General features: G+C 72.8%; 16 protein-coding genes. 6 read left to right on the top strand and 10 right to left on the bottom strand.

What is annotated here, in order from left to right; genetic code table 11:
- Positions 1–19: 19 nt before the first annotated feature.
- Positions 20–862, top strand: coding sequence for an isoprenyl transferase (locus tag ACSU6M_RS11215; protein ID WP_437069207.1), 843 nt, complete (start codon positions 20–22; stop codon positions 860–862).
- A gap of 121 nt (positions 863–983) precedes the next feature.
- Here ACSU6M_RS11215 and ACSU6M_RS11210 read toward each other — a convergent pair whose 3' ends face one another.
- The 4 genes from ACSU6M_RS11210 to ACSU6M_RS11195 are packed head-to-tail and all read right to left on the bottom strand — an operon-like array spanning position 984 to position 4,136.
- On the bottom strand, positions 984–1,394 hold the full coding sequence (locus tag ACSU6M_RS11210) for a Fur family transcriptional regulator (protein WP_437069206.1): 411 nt from the start codon (positions 1,392–1,394) through the stop codon (positions 984–986).
- Positions 1,395–1,453: 59 nt separating this feature from the next.
- Positions 1,454–2,356 (bottom strand): metal ABC transporter permease, encoded by a 903-nt coding sequence (locus ACSU6M_RS11205; protein WP_437069204.1) that lies wholly within the window; start codon positions 2,354–2,356, stop codon positions 1,454–1,456.
- Positions 2,356–3,123 carry a metal ABC transporter ATP-binding protein gene (locus ACSU6M_RS11200; protein WP_437075102.1) on the bottom strand — a complete coding sequence of 256 codons (768 nt, stop codon included), beginning with the start codon at positions 3,121–3,123 and terminating at the stop codon, positions 2,356–2,358. Before ACSU6M_RS11200 ends, ACSU6M_RS11205 begins: the two co-directional genes overlap by 1 nt.
- Before the next feature lie 17 nt (positions 3,124–3,140).
- The gene (locus tag ACSU6M_RS11195; RefSeq protein ID WP_437069202.1) at positions 3,141–4,136 is read right to left on the bottom strand and encodes a metal ABC transporter substrate-binding protein; all 996 of its coding nucleotides are present in this window, start codon (positions 4,134–4,136) and stop codon (positions 3,141–3,143) included.
- 160 nt (positions 4,137–4,296) lie between these two features.
- Between ACSU6M_RS11195 and ACSU6M_RS11190 the strand changes: the two genes are divergently transcribed.
- A complete protein-coding gene (locus ACSU6M_RS11190; RefSeq protein ID WP_437069200.1) occupies positions 4,297–5,679 on the top strand; it encodes a glycine--tRNA ligase in 1,383 nt (460 codons plus the stop codon).
- 60 nt (positions 5,680–5,739) lie between these two features.
- On the opposite strand, the gene ACSU6M_RS11185 is transcribed toward ACSU6M_RS11190, so the two are convergent.
- Positions 5,740–6,786, bottom strand: a complete 1,047-nt coding sequence (locus tag ACSU6M_RS11185) for a chitinase (protein ID WP_437069198.1) — start codon at positions 6,784–6,786, stop codon at positions 5,740–5,742.
- A 164-nt stretch (positions 6,787–6,950) separates the two neighbouring features.
- On the opposite strand from ACSU6M_RS11185, the gene ACSU6M_RS11180 reads away from it, so the two are divergent.
- Together ACSU6M_RS11180 and ACSU6M_RS11175 are read left to right on the top strand one after the other, a co-directional pair.
- A complete protein-coding gene (locus ACSU6M_RS11180; RefSeq protein WP_437069196.1) occupies positions 6,951–7,958 on the top strand; it encodes an aldo/keto reductase in 1,008 nt (335 codons plus the stop codon).
- A gap of 23 nt (positions 7,959–7,981) precedes the next feature.
- On the top strand, positions 7,982–8,569 hold the full coding sequence (locus tag ACSU6M_RS11175; RefSeq protein ID WP_437069195.1) for a TetR family transcriptional regulator: 588 nt from the start codon (positions 7,982–7,984) through the stop codon (positions 8,567–8,569).
- On the opposite strand, the gene ACSU6M_RS11170 is transcribed toward ACSU6M_RS11175, so the two are convergent.
- Positions 8,526–9,011, bottom strand: a complete 486-nt coding sequence (locus tag ACSU6M_RS11170; RefSeq protein WP_437075101.1) for a hypothetical protein — start codon at positions 9,009–9,011, stop codon at positions 8,526–8,528. The two genes, ACSU6M_RS11175 and ACSU6M_RS11170, sit on opposite strands and share 44 nt — an antisense overlap.
- 110 nt (positions 9,012–9,121) lie before the next feature.
- Complete coding sequence (locus ACSU6M_RS11165; RefSeq protein ID WP_437069193.1) at positions 9,122–10,549, bottom strand: MFS transporter; 1,428 nt, start codon at positions 10,547–10,549, stop codon at positions 9,122–9,124.
- Positions 10,550–10,650: 101 nt separating this feature from the next.
- On the opposite strand from ACSU6M_RS11165, the gene ACSU6M_RS11160 reads away from it, so the two are divergent.
- Positions 10,651–11,532, top strand: coding sequence for a helix-turn-helix transcriptional regulator (locus ACSU6M_RS11160; RefSeq protein WP_437069191.1), 882 nt, complete (start codon positions 10,651–10,653; stop codon positions 11,530–11,532).
- A complete protein-coding gene (dusB, locus tag ACSU6M_RS11155) occupies positions 11,532–12,674 on the top strand; it encodes a tRNA dihydrouridine synthase DusB (protein WP_437069189.1) in 1,143 nt (380 codons plus the stop codon). The genes ACSU6M_RS11160 and dusB overlap by 1 nt, the downstream gene beginning before the upstream one ends.
- On the opposite strand, the gene ACSU6M_RS11150 is transcribed toward dusB, so the two are convergent.
- The 3 genes from ACSU6M_RS11150 to ACSU6M_RS11140 form a co-directional block, all read right to left on the bottom strand.
- On the bottom strand, positions 12,675–14,300 hold the full coding sequence (locus ACSU6M_RS11150) for a CDP-alcohol phosphatidyltransferase (RefSeq protein ID WP_437069187.1): 1,626 nt from the start codon (positions 14,298–14,300) through the stop codon (positions 12,675–12,677).
- 98 nt (positions 14,301–14,398) lie between these two features.
- Positions 14,399–16,339: an amylo-alpha-1,6-glucosidase gene (locus ACSU6M_RS11145; protein WP_437069185.1), complete on the bottom strand. Its 1,941-nt coding sequence runs from the start codon at positions 16,337–16,339 to the stop codon at positions 14,399–14,401.
- On the bottom strand, positions 16,336–17,787 hold the full coding sequence (locus ACSU6M_RS11140) for an MGH1-like glycoside hydrolase domain-containing protein (protein ID WP_437069183.1): 1,452 nt from the start codon (positions 17,785–17,787) through the stop codon (positions 16,336–16,338). Before ACSU6M_RS11140 ends, ACSU6M_RS11145 begins: the two co-directional genes overlap by 4 nt.
- Positions 17,788–17,804: the final 17 nt, after the last annotated feature.

Genomic DNA, 17,804 nt, shown 5'->3' with positions numbered 1-17,804 from the left:
GCAAGAAGGAAGAGACACCATGGTCGTACGCGGGTTCCTGGGGCGCCAGCGCCGTGAGTACAGGACGCCGGAACCGCACCCGTCCGGCGCGCGGCCGCCGAAGATCCCCGGTGAGCTGGTCCCCCGGCACGTGGCGATCGTGATGGACGGCAACGGGCGGTGGGCCAAGGAGCGCGGGCTGCCGCGCACCGAGGGCCACAAGGTCGGTGCCGAGCGGGTGCTCGACGTGCTCCAGGGCGCCATCGAGATGGGTGTCGGCGCCATCTCGCTCTACGCCTTCTCCACCGAGAACTGGAAGCGCTCGCCCGACGAGGTGCGCTTCCTGATGAACTTCAACCGGGACTTCATCCGCAAGACCCGCGACCAGCTCGACGAGCTGGGCATCCGGGTGCGCTGGGTGGGCCGTATGCCCAAGCTGTGGAAGTCGGTCGCCAAGGAGCTCCAGGTCGCCCAGGAGCAGACCAAGGACAACGACCTGCTGACCCTGTACTTCTGCATGAACTACGGGGGCCGCGCGGAGATCGCCGACGCGGCGCAGGCCCTCGCCGAGGACGTCCGCGCCGGGCGGCTGGACCCGTCCAAGGTGAACGAGAAGACGCTGCAGAAGTACATGTACTACCCGGACATGCCGGACGTGGACCTGTTCCTGCGGCCGAGCGGCGAGCAGCGGACGTCCAACTACCTGCTGTGGCAGAGCGCGTACGCGGAGATGGTCTTCCAGGACGTGCTGTGGCCGGACTTCGACCGCCGTGACCTGTGGCGGGCCTGCCTGGAGTTCGCCTCCCGCGACCGCCGGTTCGGCGGGGCGATCCCGAACGAGGAACTGCTGGCCATGGAGGGCCGCTCCCCCGAGGCCCGCTGACGCGGCGCCCGCCGGGCGCGCGGGGCTGCATCGATGTGCGGCTCCGCCGCGTGGCGCGACCGGCCACGACGCAGCCGCGGTCGCCGGCGCGCCGGCCGTGGGACGGCGCACCGCGCCCCGCTCACGCCGCGGCGCACTCCGCGCAGGTGCCGAAGATCTCCACGGTGTGGGCCACGTTGACATAGCCGTGCTCGGCCGCGATGGCCTCGGCCCAGGTCTCCACGGCCGGTCCCTCGACCTCGACGGCCTTGCCGCAGGTGCGGCAGACGAGGTGGTGGTGGTGCTCGCCGGTGGAGCAGCGGCGGTAGACGGACTCGCCGTCGGAGGTGCGCAGGACGTCGACCTCGCCGGCCTCGGCGAGGGACTGGAGGGTGCGGTAGACCGTGGTGAGGCCGACGGAGTCGCCCTTGTGCTTGAGCATGTCGTGCAGTTCCTGCGCGCTGCGGAACTCGTCGACCTCGTCGAGGGCGGCCGCCACAGCGGCCCGCTGCCGGGTGGAGCGGCCCTTCACGGGCGGTCCAGCGGTCGTCACCGGTTGCCTCCTCACGTCTTGCCTTGCCGGGCCATTGTGCCAGCCCGGCCGGGGGGCGGTCAGACGCCGACCTCCTTCTCCGGGCCCCGCGTGGCCGGAATCGCGCACTCCGCGGGATCGCCGGCGGGGTGTGCGGCGGCCGCCGCACGGGCCCTGCGGCGGGCCAGCGGAGCGGCGAGCGCGGTGAGGGTGATGAAGGCCGCGATGGCGAGCAGCACGATCGTCGCGCCGGGCGGAACGTCCTGGTAGTACGAGGTGACGGTGCCGCCGATGGTCACGCTGACGCCGATGGCGACGGCGATGACGAAGGTCGCGGCGAAGCTCCGGCTGATCTGCTGGGCGGCGGCCACCGGGACCACCATCAGCGCCGAGACCAGCAGCAGGCCGACCACGCGCATGGCGACGGTGACGGTCACCGCGGCCGTGACGGCGACCAGGAGGTTCAGCGCGCGCGCCGGCAGCCCGGTGACCCGGGCGAACTCCTCGTCCTGGCTGACGGCGAACAGCTGGCGGCGCAGCAGCAGTGTGGTGAGGATCACGAACGCGGCCAGCACGCAGATGGCGGTCACGTCGGACTCGGACACCGTGGACAGGGAGCCGAAGAGGAACGACAGCAGGTTGGCGTTGGCCCCGCCGGGCGCGAGGTTGATCAGCATCACACCGCCGGCCATACCGCCGTAGAAGAGCATGGCGAGGGCGATGTCGCCGCGGGTGCGGCCGTACCAGCGGATCAGCTCCATGAGGACCGCGCCGGCGACGGAGACGAGCGTGGCCATCCACACCGGGGACCAGGAGAGCATGAAGCCGAGGCCGACGCCGGTCATGGCGACATGGCCGATGCCGTCGCCCATGAGGGCCTGGCGGCGCTGGACGAGGTAGATGCCGATCGCGGGGGCGGTGATGCCGACGAGGACGGCGGCGATCAGGGCCCGCTGCATGAAGGCGTAGTTCAGGAATTCCATCAGCTCAGCAGTCCCGTGCGGATCGGCTCGGCGTCATGGGCCGCGTGGGGGTGGACGTGGTCGTGGCCGGGCAGGGCGTGCTGGCCGACCGCCTCGGGCGGCGGGCCGTCGTGCAGGACGCAGCCGTCGCGCAGGACGACCGCCCGGTCGATCAGGGGCTCCAGCGGGCCCAGTTCATGGAGCACGAGCAGGACCGTGGCGCCCGCGGCGACCTGTGTGCGCAGGGTCTGCGCCAGCACCTCCTGGCTGGCCAGGTCGACGCCGGCCATCGGCTCGTCCATGATCAGCAGCTCGGGTTCGGAGGCGAGCGCGCGGGCGATCAGCACCCGCTGGTGCTGGCCGCCGGACAGGGCCTCCACGGAGTCCTTGGCGCGGTCGGCCATGCCGACCAGTTCCAGGGCGCGGCGGACGGCCGCGTGGTCGGCCTTGCGCAGGATGCCGAGGCGGGCGCGGGACAGCCGGCCCGCGGAGACGACCTCGGTGACGGTGGCGGGCACGCCGCCCGCGGCGGTGGTGCGCTGCGGGACGTAGCCGATCCGCGCCCAGTCGCGGAAGCGGCGGCGCGGGGTGCCGAACAGCTCGATCTCGCCGGCCGCGAGGGGCACCTGGCCGATGATGCTGCGCACGGCGGTCGACTTGCCGGAGCCGTTGGCGCCGAGCAGCGCGACGACCTCACCGCGGTGCACGGTGAGGTCGATGCCGCGCAGGACGGTGCGCGAACCCAGCTCGGCGCGTACGCCCCGAAGGGATATGACGGGTTCGCCCATGGCGTCCTCCGTGAAGGTCATTTCGTTCCCAGGGCGGTCTGGAGGGCCTTGAGGTTGGCCCGCATGACCTGGATGTAGTCGTCGCCGCGGGACTTGTCGGTGATGCCCTCGACCGGGTCGAGGACGTCGGTCCTCAGGCCGGCGTCGGCGGCGAGCGTCTTCGCGGTCTTGTCGGACACCAGTGTCTCGTAGAACACGGTGGTCACGCCGTCGGCCTTGGCCTCCTCCTGGAGCTCCTTGATCCGGGCGGGGCTGGGCTCGCTCTCCGGGTCCAGGCCGGAGATGGCCTCCTGGGTGAGGCCGTAGCGCTCGGCCAGGTAGCCGAAGGCGGCGTGGTTGGTGAAGAACACCTTGCTCCTGGTGTTCTTCAGGCCCTGCTCGAAGGAGGTGTTCAGCGCGCCGAGCTCCTTGACCAGGGCGGCGGTGTTCTTCCGGTAGTCGGCGGCGTGGTCCGGGTCGGCCTTCTGCAGCGCCTTGCCGACGCCCTCGGCGATCTCGGCGTACTTGACCGGGTCGAGCCAGACGTGCGGGTCGAGGTGCTCGCCGCCCTCCTCCTCGGCGTGCTCACCCTCTTCCCCGGCGTGCTCGCCCTCCTCCTCGTGCGAGCCGCCGTGGTCGTGGCCGTCCTCGACGCCGAGGTCCTCCAGCGAGGTCAGCTTCGCCGCGTCGATCTTGGTCTCGGTGCCGGCCTGCTTCACCGCCTCGTCGACGGCGGGCTGGAGGCCGGAGAGATAGAGCGCCGCGTCGGACTCCTCCAGCTGGGCGCGCTGCTGGGCGCTGATGTCGAGGTCGTGCGGTTCCTGGCCGGGCTCGGTGAGGGTGGTGACGTTCACATGCTCGCCGCCGATCTTCTCGGCGAGGAACTGCATCGGGTAGAACGACGCGACGACGTCGAACTTGTCCGTGCTGCCCGCGGCCGAGCTGTCGGAGGAGCAGGCGGACAGGGTCCCGAGGGCGGCGGCGGTGGCGGCCGCGATCGCGATCCGGGATATATGAGGTCGTCGTACGTTCATGACACTCATTTTCAGCAAAGATGGAAACCATTGTCAACAAAGGTCGTGAACGGCCCACAGCCCGGACCGATTTGGTCGTGGGGCGGCCTGCGCCGGTAACCTGAAGCATTCGCTGGAAGCACCTCGCTTCGTCGCCCGTCGTCGTAATGAAGAGAGCACCGTGGCCGCCGACAAGATCGACACCATCGTCAGCCTGAGCAAGCGCCGTGGCTTCGTTTTCCCCTGCAGTGAGATCTACGGCGGTCAGCGCGCCGCCTGGGACTACGGGCCGCTGGGTGTCGAGCTCAAGGAGAACATCAAGCGTCAGTGGTGGCGCTACATGGTGACCTCGCGCGAGGACGTCGTCGGTATCGACTCCTCCGTGATCCTCGCCCCCGAGGTCTGGGTCGCCTCCGGCCACGTCGCCACGTTCACCGACCCGCTCACCGAGTGCACCTCCTGCCACAAGCGGTTCCGCGCGGACCACCTGGAGGAGGCGTACGAGGAGAAGAAGGGCCGCGCCCCCGAGAACGGCCTGGCCGACATCAACTGCCCCAACTGCGGCGTCAAGGGCCAGTTCACCGAGCCCAAGCAGTTCTCCGGCCTGCTCTCCACCCACCTCGGCCCCACCCAGGACTCCGGCTCCGTCGCCTACCTGCGTCCCGAGACCGCCCAGGGCATCTTCACCAACTTCGCCCAGGTGCAGACCACTTCGCGCCGCAAGCCGCCGTTCGGCATCGCCCAGATGGGCAAGTCCTTCCGCAACGAGATCACGCCCGGCAACTTCATCTTCCGCACCCGCGAGTTCGAGCAGATGGAGATGGAGTTCTTCGTCAAGCCGGGCGAGGACGAGAAGTGGCAGGAGTACTGGATGGAGCAGCGCTGGAACTGGTACACCGGCCTGGGCCTGCGCGAGGAGAACATGCGGTGGTACGAGCACCCGCAGGAGAAGCTCTCCCACTACTCCAAGCGCACCGCCGACATCGAGTACCGCTTCCAGTTCGGCGGCAGCGAGTGGGGTGAGCTGGAGGGCGTCGCCAACCGCACCGACTACGACCTCTCCGCCCACGCCAAGGCGTCCGGCCAGGACCTCTCCTTCTTCGACCAGGAGGCCGGCGAGCGCTGGACGCCGTACGTCATCGAGCCCGCGGCCGGTGTCGGCCGCACCATGCTCGCCTTCCTGCTCGACGCCTACGTCGAGGACGAGGCGCCCAACGCCAAGGGCAAGATGGAGAAGCGCACCGTGCTGCGCCTCGACCACCGCCTCGCCCCGGTGAAGGTCGCGGTCCTGCCGCTGTCCCGCAACGCGGAGCTGTCCCCGAAGGCCAAGGGCCTCGCCCAGGCGCTGCGCCAGCACTGGAACATCGAGTTCGACGACGCCGGCGCCATCGGCCGCCGCTACCGCCGCCAGGACGAGATCGGCACGCCGTACTGCGTCACCGTCGACTTCGACACGCTGGACGACAACGCCGTGACCGTGCGTGAGCGTGACTCGATGAAGCAGGAGCGGGTGTCGCTGGACCAGATCGAGGGCTACCTGGCCTCGCGTCTGATCGGCTGCTGACGCCGCCCGAACCGAACGCCGTACGGCCGCCGATCCCCTTCGGCGGCCGTACGGCGTTTTTCAACGCCCCTGGAGCGCTTCGACGTTGTCGCCGAACGTCCAGTTCTTCGAGCCGTCCCAGTTGATCGACCACGTCATCAGGCCCTTGAGCGCCGTGCCGTAGTGCCGCCAGACCTGGGCGACCAGGGACGGGGACATATGGCCGCCGCCGGCGCCGGGCTGGGCGGGCAGGCCGGGGACCTGCTTGTCGTAGGGCACCTTGACCGTCGTGCCCTGCACCACCAGGCCCTTGTTCAGGCAGTCTGTCTGGGCGACGAAGCCCTGGACGGTGCCGGCGGAGTAGGAGTCGCCGGAGCAGCCGTACATGCTGCCGTTGTAGTACTGCATGTTCAGCCACCACAGGCGGCCGTTGTCCGCGTACTTCTTGATGATCGGCAGGTAGGCGCCCCAGATCGAGCCGTAGACCACGCTGCCGCCGGTCACATAGGCCGTCTCCGGGGCCATCGTCAGGCCGAAGCCCGGAGGCATCCGGTCGAGGATGCCGTCGATGATGCGGATGAGGTTGGCCTGGGAGACGGAGAGGCGGTTGATGTCGCCGCTGCCGATCAGACCGGTCTCGATGTCGATGTCGATGCCGTCGAAGTTGTACCTCTTCAGGATCGGGACGATCGTCGCGACGAAACGGTCGGCGACGGCGGTGGAGCCCAGGTCGATCCCGGCCGTGGCGCCGCCGATGGAGAGCAGGATCGTCTGACCGGCCGCCTTGGCGGCGCACATCTCCGCCGGGGTGGCCACCTTCACGCCCACGTCCATGCCGTCCTCCCACAGCGCGGTGCCGTCGGAGCGGATGACGGGGAAGGCCGCGTTGATCACGTTGTAGCCGTGCGCGGCGATACGGGGGTCGGTGATCGGGGTCCAGCCGAAGGGCGGGTGGACGCCGTTCGCGGCGCCGTCCCAGTTCTCCCAGTAGCCCTGGAGGACCTTGCCGGAGGGGCGGGGTTTCACGGCGCAGGTGTCGGCGGCGGAGGCGGTGGGGGTGCTGGGGAGCTGGGTGAGGCCGAGCGTCGCGAGGGTCGCGGTGAGCAGGCCGAGGGTGCGGCGGAGCATACGGGCCTCCCGGTGGGGGTCGGTGAGGTGTCGCAGACATGACAGTCGCTTGGTCCAGACCTTCCGTCAAGAGGTCTGGACCAACCATCCTCGGCGGCTCGCGGCTGACAAGTATGGAGTGACAGATATTGAAATCTGTCAGCTGTCATGGCAAGGTGGATGCCATGACGATCCAGACACGCACCCTCGGCACCACCGGCCCCCAGGTCTCCGCGCTCGGCCTCGGCTGCATGGGCATGTCCGCGCTGTACGGCGAGGCGGACCGGGCCGAGTCCATCGCGACCGTCCACGCCGCCCTGGAGGCGGGCGTGACCCTCCTCGACACCGGCGACTTCTACGGCATGGGCCACAACGAGCTGCTGATCGGCGAGGCCCTGCGCACCGCTCCGGCCGCCCGGCGCGAACAGGCGCTGCTCAGCGTGAAGTTCGGCGCCCTGCGCGGCCCCGACGGCGAGTGGAGCGGCTACGACGGCCGCCCGGCCGCGGTGAAGAACTTCGCCGCCTACTCGCTCCAGCGCCTGGGCGTCGACCACATCGACGTCTACCGCATCGCCCGCCTCGACCCGGCCGTCCCCGTCGAGGAGACCGTCGGCGCGATCGCCGAGCTGGTCGAGAAGGGCTACGTCCGCCACATCGGCCTCAGCGAGATCGGCGCCGACACCCTGCGCCGGGCCGCCGCCACCGCCCCGATCGCCGACCTCCAGATCGAGTACTCCCTGATCTCCCGCGGCATCGAGCAGGAGGTCCTGCCGACCGCCCGCGAGCTCGGCGTCGCGATCACCGCGTACGGCGTCCTCTCCCGCGGCCTGATCTCCGGCCACTTCAGCGCCGACCGGCAGCTGGGCGCGGGCGACTTCCGGGCCGCCTCGCCCCGCTTCCAGGGCGAGAACCTGCGGCACAACCTGAACCTCGTCGAGGCCCTGCGCAAGATCGCCGAGCAGAAGGGCGTGAGCGTCGCGCAGATCGCCATCGCCTGGGTGCTCTCCCGCGGCGAGGACATCGTCCCGCTGGTCGGCGCCCGCACCCGCGAGCGGCTCACCGAGTCCCTCGGCGCGCTGCGCGTCACGCTGGACGCGGCCGACCTCGCCGCGATCGAGGAGGCGGTCCCGGCCGGCGCGGCGGCCGGCGAGCGCTACCCGGCCGCACAGATGGCTCACCTCGGGACCGAGTGACCGCGCCGGGTACGGTCTAGAGCATGGCAGCGACCAGCGAGACCCTGACCGCCGAGCGCATCCTCGAGGCGACCGAGGAGGTGCTGCGCCGCCACGGACCGGCCAAGGCCACCGTGGTCGACGTGGCCCGTGTGCTCGGCGTCAGCCACGGCAGCGTCTACCGGCACTTCCGCACCAAGGCGGCGCTGCGCGAGGCGGTCACCAAGCGCTGGCTGGACCGTACCTCCGAGGCCCTCCTGGCGATCGTCGACGAGGACCGCGACCCCGAGGCCCGGCTGCGCGACTGGCTCGCCACGCTGTTCGCGGCCAAGCGGCGGAAGGCCGGGGCCGACCCCGAGCTGTTCGCCACGTACATGGTGCTCACCGGGGAGAACGGCGCCGCCGTCGGCGAGCACATCGCCGACCTCACCGGCCAGCTCGCCCGCATCATCGCGGCGGGCCTCGCCGAGGGCACCTTCGCCGCCGCCGACGCGGACACCGCCGCCCGCGCGGTGTTCCAGGCCACCGGCCGCTTCCACGACCCCTGTTACGCCAAGGAGTGGGAACAGCCGGGCATCGAGCAGGAGTTCACGGCCCTGGTCGATCTGGTGCTGCGGGGGCTGCGCGCCTGACATGCGGCCGGGAGGCACGGGCGGCGACCGCCAGCGCCGCGGCGGACAGGGCGAGGCCCGCGGCCGCGGGGTTCCTCCACGCGTACGCCGGGTCCGCCGCGTAGGTGCTGCCGTCCTCGCGGACGCAGGTGAAGGCCGGCGGCAGGTAGGACACGCGGTGGTCGATCAGGCCGTGCACGGTCTCCGGCGGTTCGTCGTCACGGCAGGCCGGGGCCGGGACCGAGTCCGTGCCCTTGCCGACCTCGTAGTCGGACGCCGCCACGTCGGCGAGCCCCAGGAAGTAGACGGCCGCGGCCCCGGCGGCGGCCAGCTGGGCGGCCCGCCGGGGGACATGCCACCGCCAGGGCTCGGGACGCCCCGGCAGGACGGCGCCGAGCAGCCCGAGGAAGGCGGCGATCACGCCGATCGCGGCGGCGAGGAAGGCGAGCAGGGCGAGCAGCATGATCACGGGCGCGTGGTCCCTCCGCCGACGGGGTGGGCGTGCATCCGCCCACCCCACCAGGCGCGCGCCTCTCTGGCTGTGACGGAAGCCACTCCTGCGGTCACGGCGGCTCAGTCGATCTCCCGCGGCAGCCGCAGGCTCAGCAGACCCGTCACCGCGATCCCCGCGATCTGCACCAGCAGCGTCGTCACCAGCGCGTCCCGCATGCCCATGGACGGGATCAGGGACAGGAACAGCGAGCCGAGCGTGGCCACACCGATTGCCAGCGCCGACTGCTGGGTGGTGCTCATGACGCCGCCGCCCACCCCGGCCCGTGCCGGCGGCACCTCGGAGAGCACGACCCGGTAGATCACCGGCAGCTGCAACGCCTGCCCGGCCCCGGCCAGCGCCCCGCCCGGCAGCAGCGCCAGGACGTCCGGGTCGGGCCAGGTCCGGCGGAAGGCCAGCGCCAGCAGACCGACGCCCAGCGCCTGGAGCACCGCCCCGGCGGTCACCACCCGGGTGCCGTACCGCCGCACCAGCCGCGGCCCGGCGAGCGAGAACACGAAGAACACCACCGCCAGCGGCGCCAGCGCCACCCCCGCCGCGACCGGCCCGAGCCCCGCGCCCCGCTGCAGGGCCACCGCGACGACGAACATGAAGCCGCTGAAGCCGATCGAGAACGGCAGGATCATCACCAGCCCGCGCCGCAGCGAGGTCAGCGCGAACAGGCTCGGCGGCACCAGCGGCGTACGGCCCGCCCGGTCCGCCCGGCGCTCCACCGCGTAGAAGGCCGCCGCCGCGAACGGGAACGCGGCCAGCGACAGCCAGGTCCACAGCGGCCAGCCCGCCGCCCTGCCCTCGGTGAGCGGGGCCAGCAGCGCCAGCAGGGCCACCGCCAGCAGCACCGTGCCGGGGCCGTCCACCGGCTCCGGACGCGGCGAGCGGGTCTCCGGCAGGGTGCGCCCGGCCAGCGCAAGGCCGGCCAGCACGACCGGCACGTTCACCAGGAACACCGTGCGCCAGCCGAGGCCCGCCACGTCCGCGGCGACCAGCAGACCGCCCAGGATCTGCCCGGCCACCATCGCCAGCCCGGCCGTCGCCCCGTACAGCCCCATCGCCCGCGCCCGGCGCGGACCCGACGTGGTCGCCTGCACGGTGGCCAGCACCTGCGGCAGCAGCACCGCGGACGCCGCGCCCTGCGCGATCCGGGCCGCCACCAGGCTCCACGCGCCCGGCGCAAGCCCGCACGCCAGCGAGGTCACACCGAAGGCCGCCATGCCGCCCAGGAACAGCCTCCGCCGCCCGAACCGGTCGCCGAGCCGCCCGCCGAGCACCAGCAGCACGGCGTACGCGACGCCGTACCCGGCGACGACGAGCTCAAGGACCGCCTCGCTCGCCGCGAGATCGCGGCCGATGTCGGGCAGGGCCACATTGACGATGAAGAAGTCGACGAGCGGGAGCGCCCCGCCGAGCAGCACCGTGAACAGTCCGAGATCGCCCAGCGCGGGTGTCGGCGCCTGGGGACGGACCTGGTGGGTAGGGGTCGTCTGAGTCACGCCGACGAGCCTGCGGCGCCGCCCAGCCTGGTACCAGAGTGTCCTTGTCCTGGTACCAGGAGTACCTGGCAACAGGATGCGGGGCCCGGCACGATGGGATCATGACGACCGAGGTGCGGCGGCACGAACTCGCCGCCTTTCTGCGCCATCGCCGCGAGCACATCAGCCCCGAGCAGGTGGGCCTGCCCCGCGGCCGCCGGCGCCGCACGCCCGGACTGCGCCGCGAGGAGGTCGCCCAGCTGTCCGCCGTCGGCGTCACCTGGTACACCTGGCTCGAACAGGCGCGCCCCATCCAGGTGTCCGTCCAGGTCCTCGACGCGCTCGCGCGTGCGCTGCGGCTCGACGCCAACGAGCGCGCCCACCTCTTCCAGCTCGCCGGGGCGGTGGACCCCACGCCCGCCACCAGCTGTCCCTCGGTGACCGAGGCCATGCGGGGCGTGCTGGAGCAGCTGGAGCCGTATCCGGCGTGTCTGCAGAACAGCAGGTACGACATCCTCGCCTACAACCGCACCTACGGGATGCTGCTGTGCGACCTGGACGCGGTGCCGGCCCAGGACCGCAACTGCCTGATCCTGTCGTACACGCACGACGAGTGGCGGTCCTCGATCGTGCATCTGGAGGAGGTCCAGCGGCTGATGGCCGCGCGGTTCCGTGCGGCCATGGCCGGGCATCTCGGGGAACCGGCCTGGAAGATGCTGCTCAAGCGGTTGCGGGCGGAGTCGGAGGAGTTCCGCGAGGCGTGGGAGCGGCACGAGGTGGTGGCGCATCGGAGCAAGCGGAAGCAGTTCCTCAACCGGCATGTGGGGCTCGTCACCGTGGACCACACGGATCTGTGGCTCGCGCCGGAGGCGGGGCCCCGGATGGTGACCTACGTGCCGGCGGACGAGGTGAGCCGCGAGCGGCTGGAGCGGCTGCACGCGATGGCGGTCGCCCGCGCCCGGCACACCGGAGAGGTGTCCGCCGCGCAGGGCACAATGGAGTAATGCCCACGACCACCTCACCCCTCCAGATCGGTCCGCACACCGTCGAGCCGCCCGTCGTCCTCGCCCCCATGGCCGGGATCACCAACGCACCCTTCCGGACGCTGTGCCGGGAGTTCAGCGGGGGCAAGGGGCTGTTCGTCAGCGAGATGATCACCACGCGGGCGCTGGTCGAGCGCAACGACAAGACCATGCAGCTGATCCACTTCGACGCGAGCGAGCGGCCGCGGTCGATCCAGCTGTACGGGGTCGACCCGGTGACCGTCGGCAAGGCGGTGCGGATGATCGTCGAGGAGGACCTCGCCGATCACATCGACCTCAACTTCGGGTGCCCCGTGCCCAAGGTCACCCGCAAGGGCGGCGGCTCGGCGCTGCCGTACAAGCGCAACCTGCTGCGGGCGATCCTGCGGGAGGCCGTGAGCGGGGCCGGGGACCTGCCGGTGACGATGAAGATGCGCAAGGGCATCGACGACGACCACCTGACCTACCTGGACGCCGGGCGGATCGCCGTCGAGGAGGGCGTCACCGCCATCGCGCTGCACGGCCGCACCACCGCCCAGCACTACGGCGGCACCGCCGACTGGGAGGCCATCGCCCGGCTGAAGGAGCATGTGCCGGAGATCCCCGTGCTCGGCAACGGCGACATCTGGTCGGCCGAGGACGCGCTGCGCATGGTTCGGGAGACCGGGTGCGACGGTGTCGTGGTCGGGCGCGGATGCCTGGGCCGCCCCTGGCTGTTCGCCGACCTGGTGGCCGCCTTCGAGGGGCGTACGGACGCCGTCGCGCGGCCCTCGCTGCGGGAGGTCGCCGACGTCATGCTGCGGCACGCCACCCTGCTCGGTGAGTGGATCGGGGACGAGGCACGCGGGGTCATCGACTTCCGCAAGCATGTCGCCTGGTACCTCAAGGGCTTCTCGGTCGGCTCCGAGATGCGCAAGCGGCTGGCGATCACGTCGTCGCTGGCGGAGCTGCGCGCCGGGCTCGACGAGCTGGACCTGGACCAGCCGTGGCCGGTGGGCGCCGACGGGCCGCGCGGGCGCACGTCCGGCAACAACCGGGTGGTGCTGCCCGACGGCTGGCTGAAGGACCCGTACGACTGCGCGGGCGTGAGCGAGGACGCCGAGCTGGACACCTCCGGCGGCTGATCAGCCCCGCGCGGGGGTCGAGCCGTAGGCCCGCAGAAAGCGGTCGCGGAACGCGCTCATCCGCCACACCGGGGCGTCCCGGGCGGGCTCCAGACCGTCCGTCCAGCCCCAGCCGGCGATCTTCTCCAGCACCCGCGGGTCCTTGGCCACGACCGAGACGGGCACGTCCCGGCTCGCGCCGCTGCCGCTGACCCGGGCGATCGGCTGATGGTCGCCGAGGAAGACCAGGACGGTGTCCTCGGTGCCGTAGCGCTCCAGCCACTGCGTCAGGCTCGTCACCGAGTACCGCACCGAGCGGCCGTACTCCTCCTTGGAGCGGGCCGAGCTGGAGATCACGTCCGCCGGGTCGGCGCCCCGCGCCTCGATGTCCGCGAAGATCCGGCCGTCGCCCAGCTCGTCCCAGCCGACGGGCTCCGGAAGCGGCGCCCAGGGCTGGTGGCTGGAGGTGAGGATGATCTCCGCCATCAGCGGCCCCCGCCCCTCGCGTCCGTGCTCCAGCCGCTGGAACGCCTCCAGGGCGAACTGGTCCGGCATCGTCGACCAGCTGAACCTCGGGCCCCGGTAGCCGAGGCGATGGGCGTCGTAGACGTGGTCGAGGCCGTAGAACTCCGCCTCCGGCCATGCCTTGCGCACGCCCGGCATGATGCCGACGGTCCGCCACGCGCCCGTCCTGCGGAACGCCTCGGTGAGGGTGAGGCGGTCGCTGGTGGTGGCCGTGCGGTAGCGCTGCTGGTTGGCGATCCACAGCCCGGACAGGAACGTGGAGTGCCCCAGCCAGCTGCCGCCGCCGTACGTCGACGAGGTCAGCCAGCCGCTCCTGGCCCGGAAGCCCGCCCTCGCCAGAGCCTCGGTGCGCGCGTCCAGGGTGCGCCGGACGCCGGGGGCGATCGCCGGGTCCTCGATCGCGCTGCGGCCGTAGCTCTCGATGAACGTGAAGATCACGTCCTTGCCCCGCAGATCCGGCACGAGCCGGGCGCCCGGCGTGGCGCCGAAGGTGTCCCTCCGCGCCTCCCGCGCGAACTCCGCCTCGTCCCGCAGCGTCAGCTGCACCCGCCGCGCCTGGCTCAGCGCGGCCTGCGCGGCCCGGTCGGAGGCGAACGGCACACCGGCGATCCGCAGGCCCAGGGAGGCGCAGGTGATCCACACCGTCGCGGAGACCAGGACGCCGAGGGTGGCCCGCGAGCGGTGCCGGTCCAGGGCCGCGGCGAGCCGCGCCGTGGCCCAGGCGAGTACGGCGAACAGGGCGCCCACGGCCAGGTAGGCCCCGGCCGTCAGGGCCAGCGTGGCCGTGCCGCCGAGGGTGTCCCGCAGATAGGCGTGCGCGTCGTCGAGCAGCTCCCAGTCGAGGACGGGGTTGAAACCGCGGCCCAGATACTCGCGGAAGCCGATGTCCAGGAGGTTCAGCACGGTCAGCGCGGCCAGGGCGAAGCCGAGGACCACCGCCACCGGGGTGCGGGCGCGGCGCGGGACCCCGAGGAGCACGATGGCGCCGATGACCGCCTCGCCGGGCAGCCGCAGGAAGCGCAGCGGGCGCAGCGCGGCGAGCGCGTTGGGCAGCAGCAGCGCCCCCAGCACCAGCACCGCGCAGCACGCCGTGATCGCGATCTGCCGGGTACCGCCCTTCACCCCGAGCCCCTTCCGTGACGAGGACGGCGGGCCCGGCACGAGGAGCCGGGCCCGCCGCCTGTTCGTACGGGCCGCCGCGGGGATGCGTTCAGCCGGGGCTACACCCCTCCCACCGCCGTCAGCAGGGCGAGGGGGGTGGCGGCGGCGCGGGACTCGCGGACGCACGCGTGCGGGTAGGGGACCGGTTCGGCGTGGGTGTCGCGGCTGTAGCCGGCCAGGACCTCCGGGAGGCGGTGGCCCATGGCGGCGGCCGCGTCGACGAGGGCGTGGGCGACGGTGCGGGCCTCGTCGTGCAGGCCGTAGCGGGCGAGGCCGAGGGCGATCAGGGCGTTGTCGTGCGGCCACACCGAGCCGCGGTGGTAGGACAGGGGATGGTAGGCCCCCTGGCCGGCGGCGAGGGTGCGCACGCCCCAGCCGGAGAAGAAGTCCGGCTCCAGCAGGCGCCGGCCGACCAGTTCCCCGTACTCCTTGTCCAGCAGCCCGGACCACAGCAGATGCCCCGCGTCCGAGGCCAGCGCGTCCACCTGGCGGCCCTCGCCGTCCAGGGCGAGCGCCGGGAAGGAGCGGTCGTGCATCCAGAAGTCCCGCTGGAAGCGGTCGCGCAGATCGGCGGCGGCCTGTTCCAGGAGGTCCGCGTACGTCCGGTCCTCCCACACCGTGCGGGCCAGCCAGGCCGTGCGGCGCAGGGCGTCGTAGGCGTAGCCCTGGGCGCCGGCCGCCATGACCGCGCCCGAGGGGCGGCTGCCGTCGGCCCGGCAGATGGCGCCGGGGGAGTCCTTCCAGTTCTGGTTGGCGAGGCCGCCCTTGTCGGCGCGGTAGACGAGATAGCCGCGGGAGGTCAGGCCGCCGTGGTCGAGCATCCAGCCGATCGCGGCGCGGGCGTGGGACTGGAGCCGGCGGGCGAGCGCCGGGTCGCCGGTGTGCTCGGTGTAGGCGCCGAGCAGCACCAGGAACAGCGGGGTGGCGTCCACCGAGCCGTAGTAGCGGCCGTAGGGCACCTGGTGGAAGAAGGCCAGTTCACCGTGGCGCACCTCGTGGACGATCTTGCCGGGCTGGGCCGCGGACGCCGGTCCGCCGCCCTCCCCGGCCTGGGCGGCGGCGAGCGCGGGCAGGGTCGCGGCGGCCAGCTGCGGCCGGTAGGGCAGCGCGAACAGGGAGGTCAGCAGGGCGTCCCGGCCCAGCAGGGTGAGGAACCAGGGGGCGCCCGCGGCCGGGACGCGCAGCTCCTCGCCGTCCGGGCCGGTGGCCGGCACCTGGAGCGCGGCCAGGTCGGCCAGGCCCCGGGCGCAGGCGGCGGCCAGCTCGGGCCGCCCGGTCGGGAAGGCCACGCCCTCCATGAACCGCTCCTCCAGAGCGCGCAGCCGGCGGTGCACCCCGGCCGGGGAGGCCGGCACCCGCAGCGCGCGCCGCTCCCCGTGCGGCCGGGCCACCACGCGCAACGTCAGTTCGGCGGTGCCGTACGCCTCCAGCTCCAGCGTCCACACCAGGCGGCGGGCGCCGGTGCCGGTCTCCTCCACGCCGTCCGGCGCGGGTTCGGCGCTCACCGTGGTGCGGGAGAGCCAGACGCCGCGCTGATAGGTGAACTCCACGCCGTGGCCGAGGGCCTGGCGGTGGCGGACCGCGCCGGGCTTGGCGTAGGTGCGGTGGTCGGAGCGCAGCTCGAACTGGTCGGCGAAGTCGGCGTCCGCGGTGATCGCTAGCCGCAGGGTGGCCGGCACCGGGCGGTTGCTGGTGATGCGCAGGGTCTCCACGAACGAGCTGTCGGCGACGGCCTGTTCACGGAACAGCGTGTACGCGGCGGGCTCCAGCCGGCCGCCGCGCGGGACCAGCACACAGCGGGCCGTGTCACCGTCGGCGACCGGGGTCAGCGTCTCGGGCACGGCCCCGTCGACCGTGAGCTGCCACCGGCTCAGGTGCCGGGCGTCGCGCACGAACAGCCCGTCGGGGATGGTGCCGCCCCGGACACCGCTGATGTCCCCGCCGTCGCCCACGGCGGCGAACGTCCCGCCGTACAGGAGCAGATGCTGCCGATCGGTCATCCCCGGTCCCCTCCCTTGTTCCTCGTGTCCCGCATGTCGGTGGTGCCGGACGCCGCGCTGCGCAGCAGGTCGAGCGTGAGCGCTGCGGTCCAGCCGAAGCCGGTGGCGCCGCATGCCTCGCCGGTGTACGGGTCGACGTACTCGGCGAAGCCGCTGGTCTCGGCGGTGTGCAGCAGCGCGCGGCGCAGCGCGTCGGCGCGCTCGTGCTCGCCGTGGGTGCGCAGGCCGCGCTCCAGCAGCCAGTTGGTGTTGAACCAGGCCGGTCCGCGCCAGTAGCGGTGCCGGTCGAATGCCTCGCCGAGCAGGTCGTAGCTGGGGGCGAGGCGGGTGGTGGTGCCCAGGCCGAAGTGCGGGCCGGTCAGGGTGCGCACCAGGGCGGCGGTCACCTCGCGCGGCAGTGTGGGCAGGAGCAGCGGGATCAGCCCGGAGACGCCGCGTTCGGGGACGAGGCCGCCGCCGCGCAGGTCCCGGCACAGGAACAGGCCGGACGCCGGGTCCCACAGCCGGTCGATCAGGGCCGCGGTCAGGCGCTGGGCGCGGGCGTGGCGGGCCGTGCCGGTCGCGCCGAGCTCGTGGGCGATCCGGGCCAGGGCGTGCTCGGAGGCGATGAGGAGGGCGTTGAACGCGGGGTCCTCGACGGCGAAGGCGGGGACGTCCGAGGGGCGCCGGTGCTGCCGGGGGTCGCCCGGCGCATCGGCGTACCCCCGGTCCCGGTAGTCCGCCGCCAGCCGCACGTACCGCCCGTAGTCCAGGTCCGTCGGCCGGTCCTCCGCGGCCCCGTGGTCGAGGTCGGCGCGGCGGAAGGAGCGGGTCGGGGCGGGGGTGACGCGGGCGAGCGGCGTGTCCCAGCTGGGGGCGTTGTCCATGCCCTGCTCCCAGGGGTGGACGACGGCGGCGAGCCCGGCGCCGCCGAGGTCGCGGCGGTGCAGCAAGTACCGGTGCCAGGCGGCCAGTCGGGGGTGGAGGCGGGCCAGGAAGCCGCGGGCGCGGGAGAGTTCGGGGTCGGCCAGGTGCACCAGCCAGGCGGCGAGCGCGTGCACGGGCGGCTGCACGATCCCGGAGGTCTCCACCGCGCGCGGGGCGCCCGCGGCGCGCCCGGCCGTGGAGGAGCGCCAGAAGTCGGGGCTCGGGAAGTACGCGTCGAGCGGTACGGCGGGGTTGAAGACGATGTGCGGGACGCGCCCGTCGGCCCACTGGGCGGACAGCAGCGTCTCCAGCTCGGTCTGCGCCCGTAACGGGGACAGATGACGCAGGCCGATCGCGATGAACGCCGAGTCCCAGGACCACTGGTGGGGGTAGAGGCCGCGGGAGGGCACCGTGGAGGTCCCCGTCCAGTTCTCCTCCAGCACCCGCGCCGCGCCGAGGTGCAGCGGATCGGCGAGGACGGCCGGATCGGGTGCGGCGACCGTCTCGGCCGGGCGGGCGGTCAGCTGGGCAGTGCGATCCACTCGGGGCTCCCGCAAGA

Origin of the sequence: Streptomyces sp. enrichment culture (assembly GCF_964272895.1) — a bacterium.
Classification (GTDB): domain Bacteria; phylum Actinomycetota; class Actinomycetes; order Streptomycetales; family Streptomycetaceae; genus Streptomyces.
Note: the sequence above shows the minus strand (reverse complement) of the source record. Positions and strands in the feature narration are given on the sequence as shown.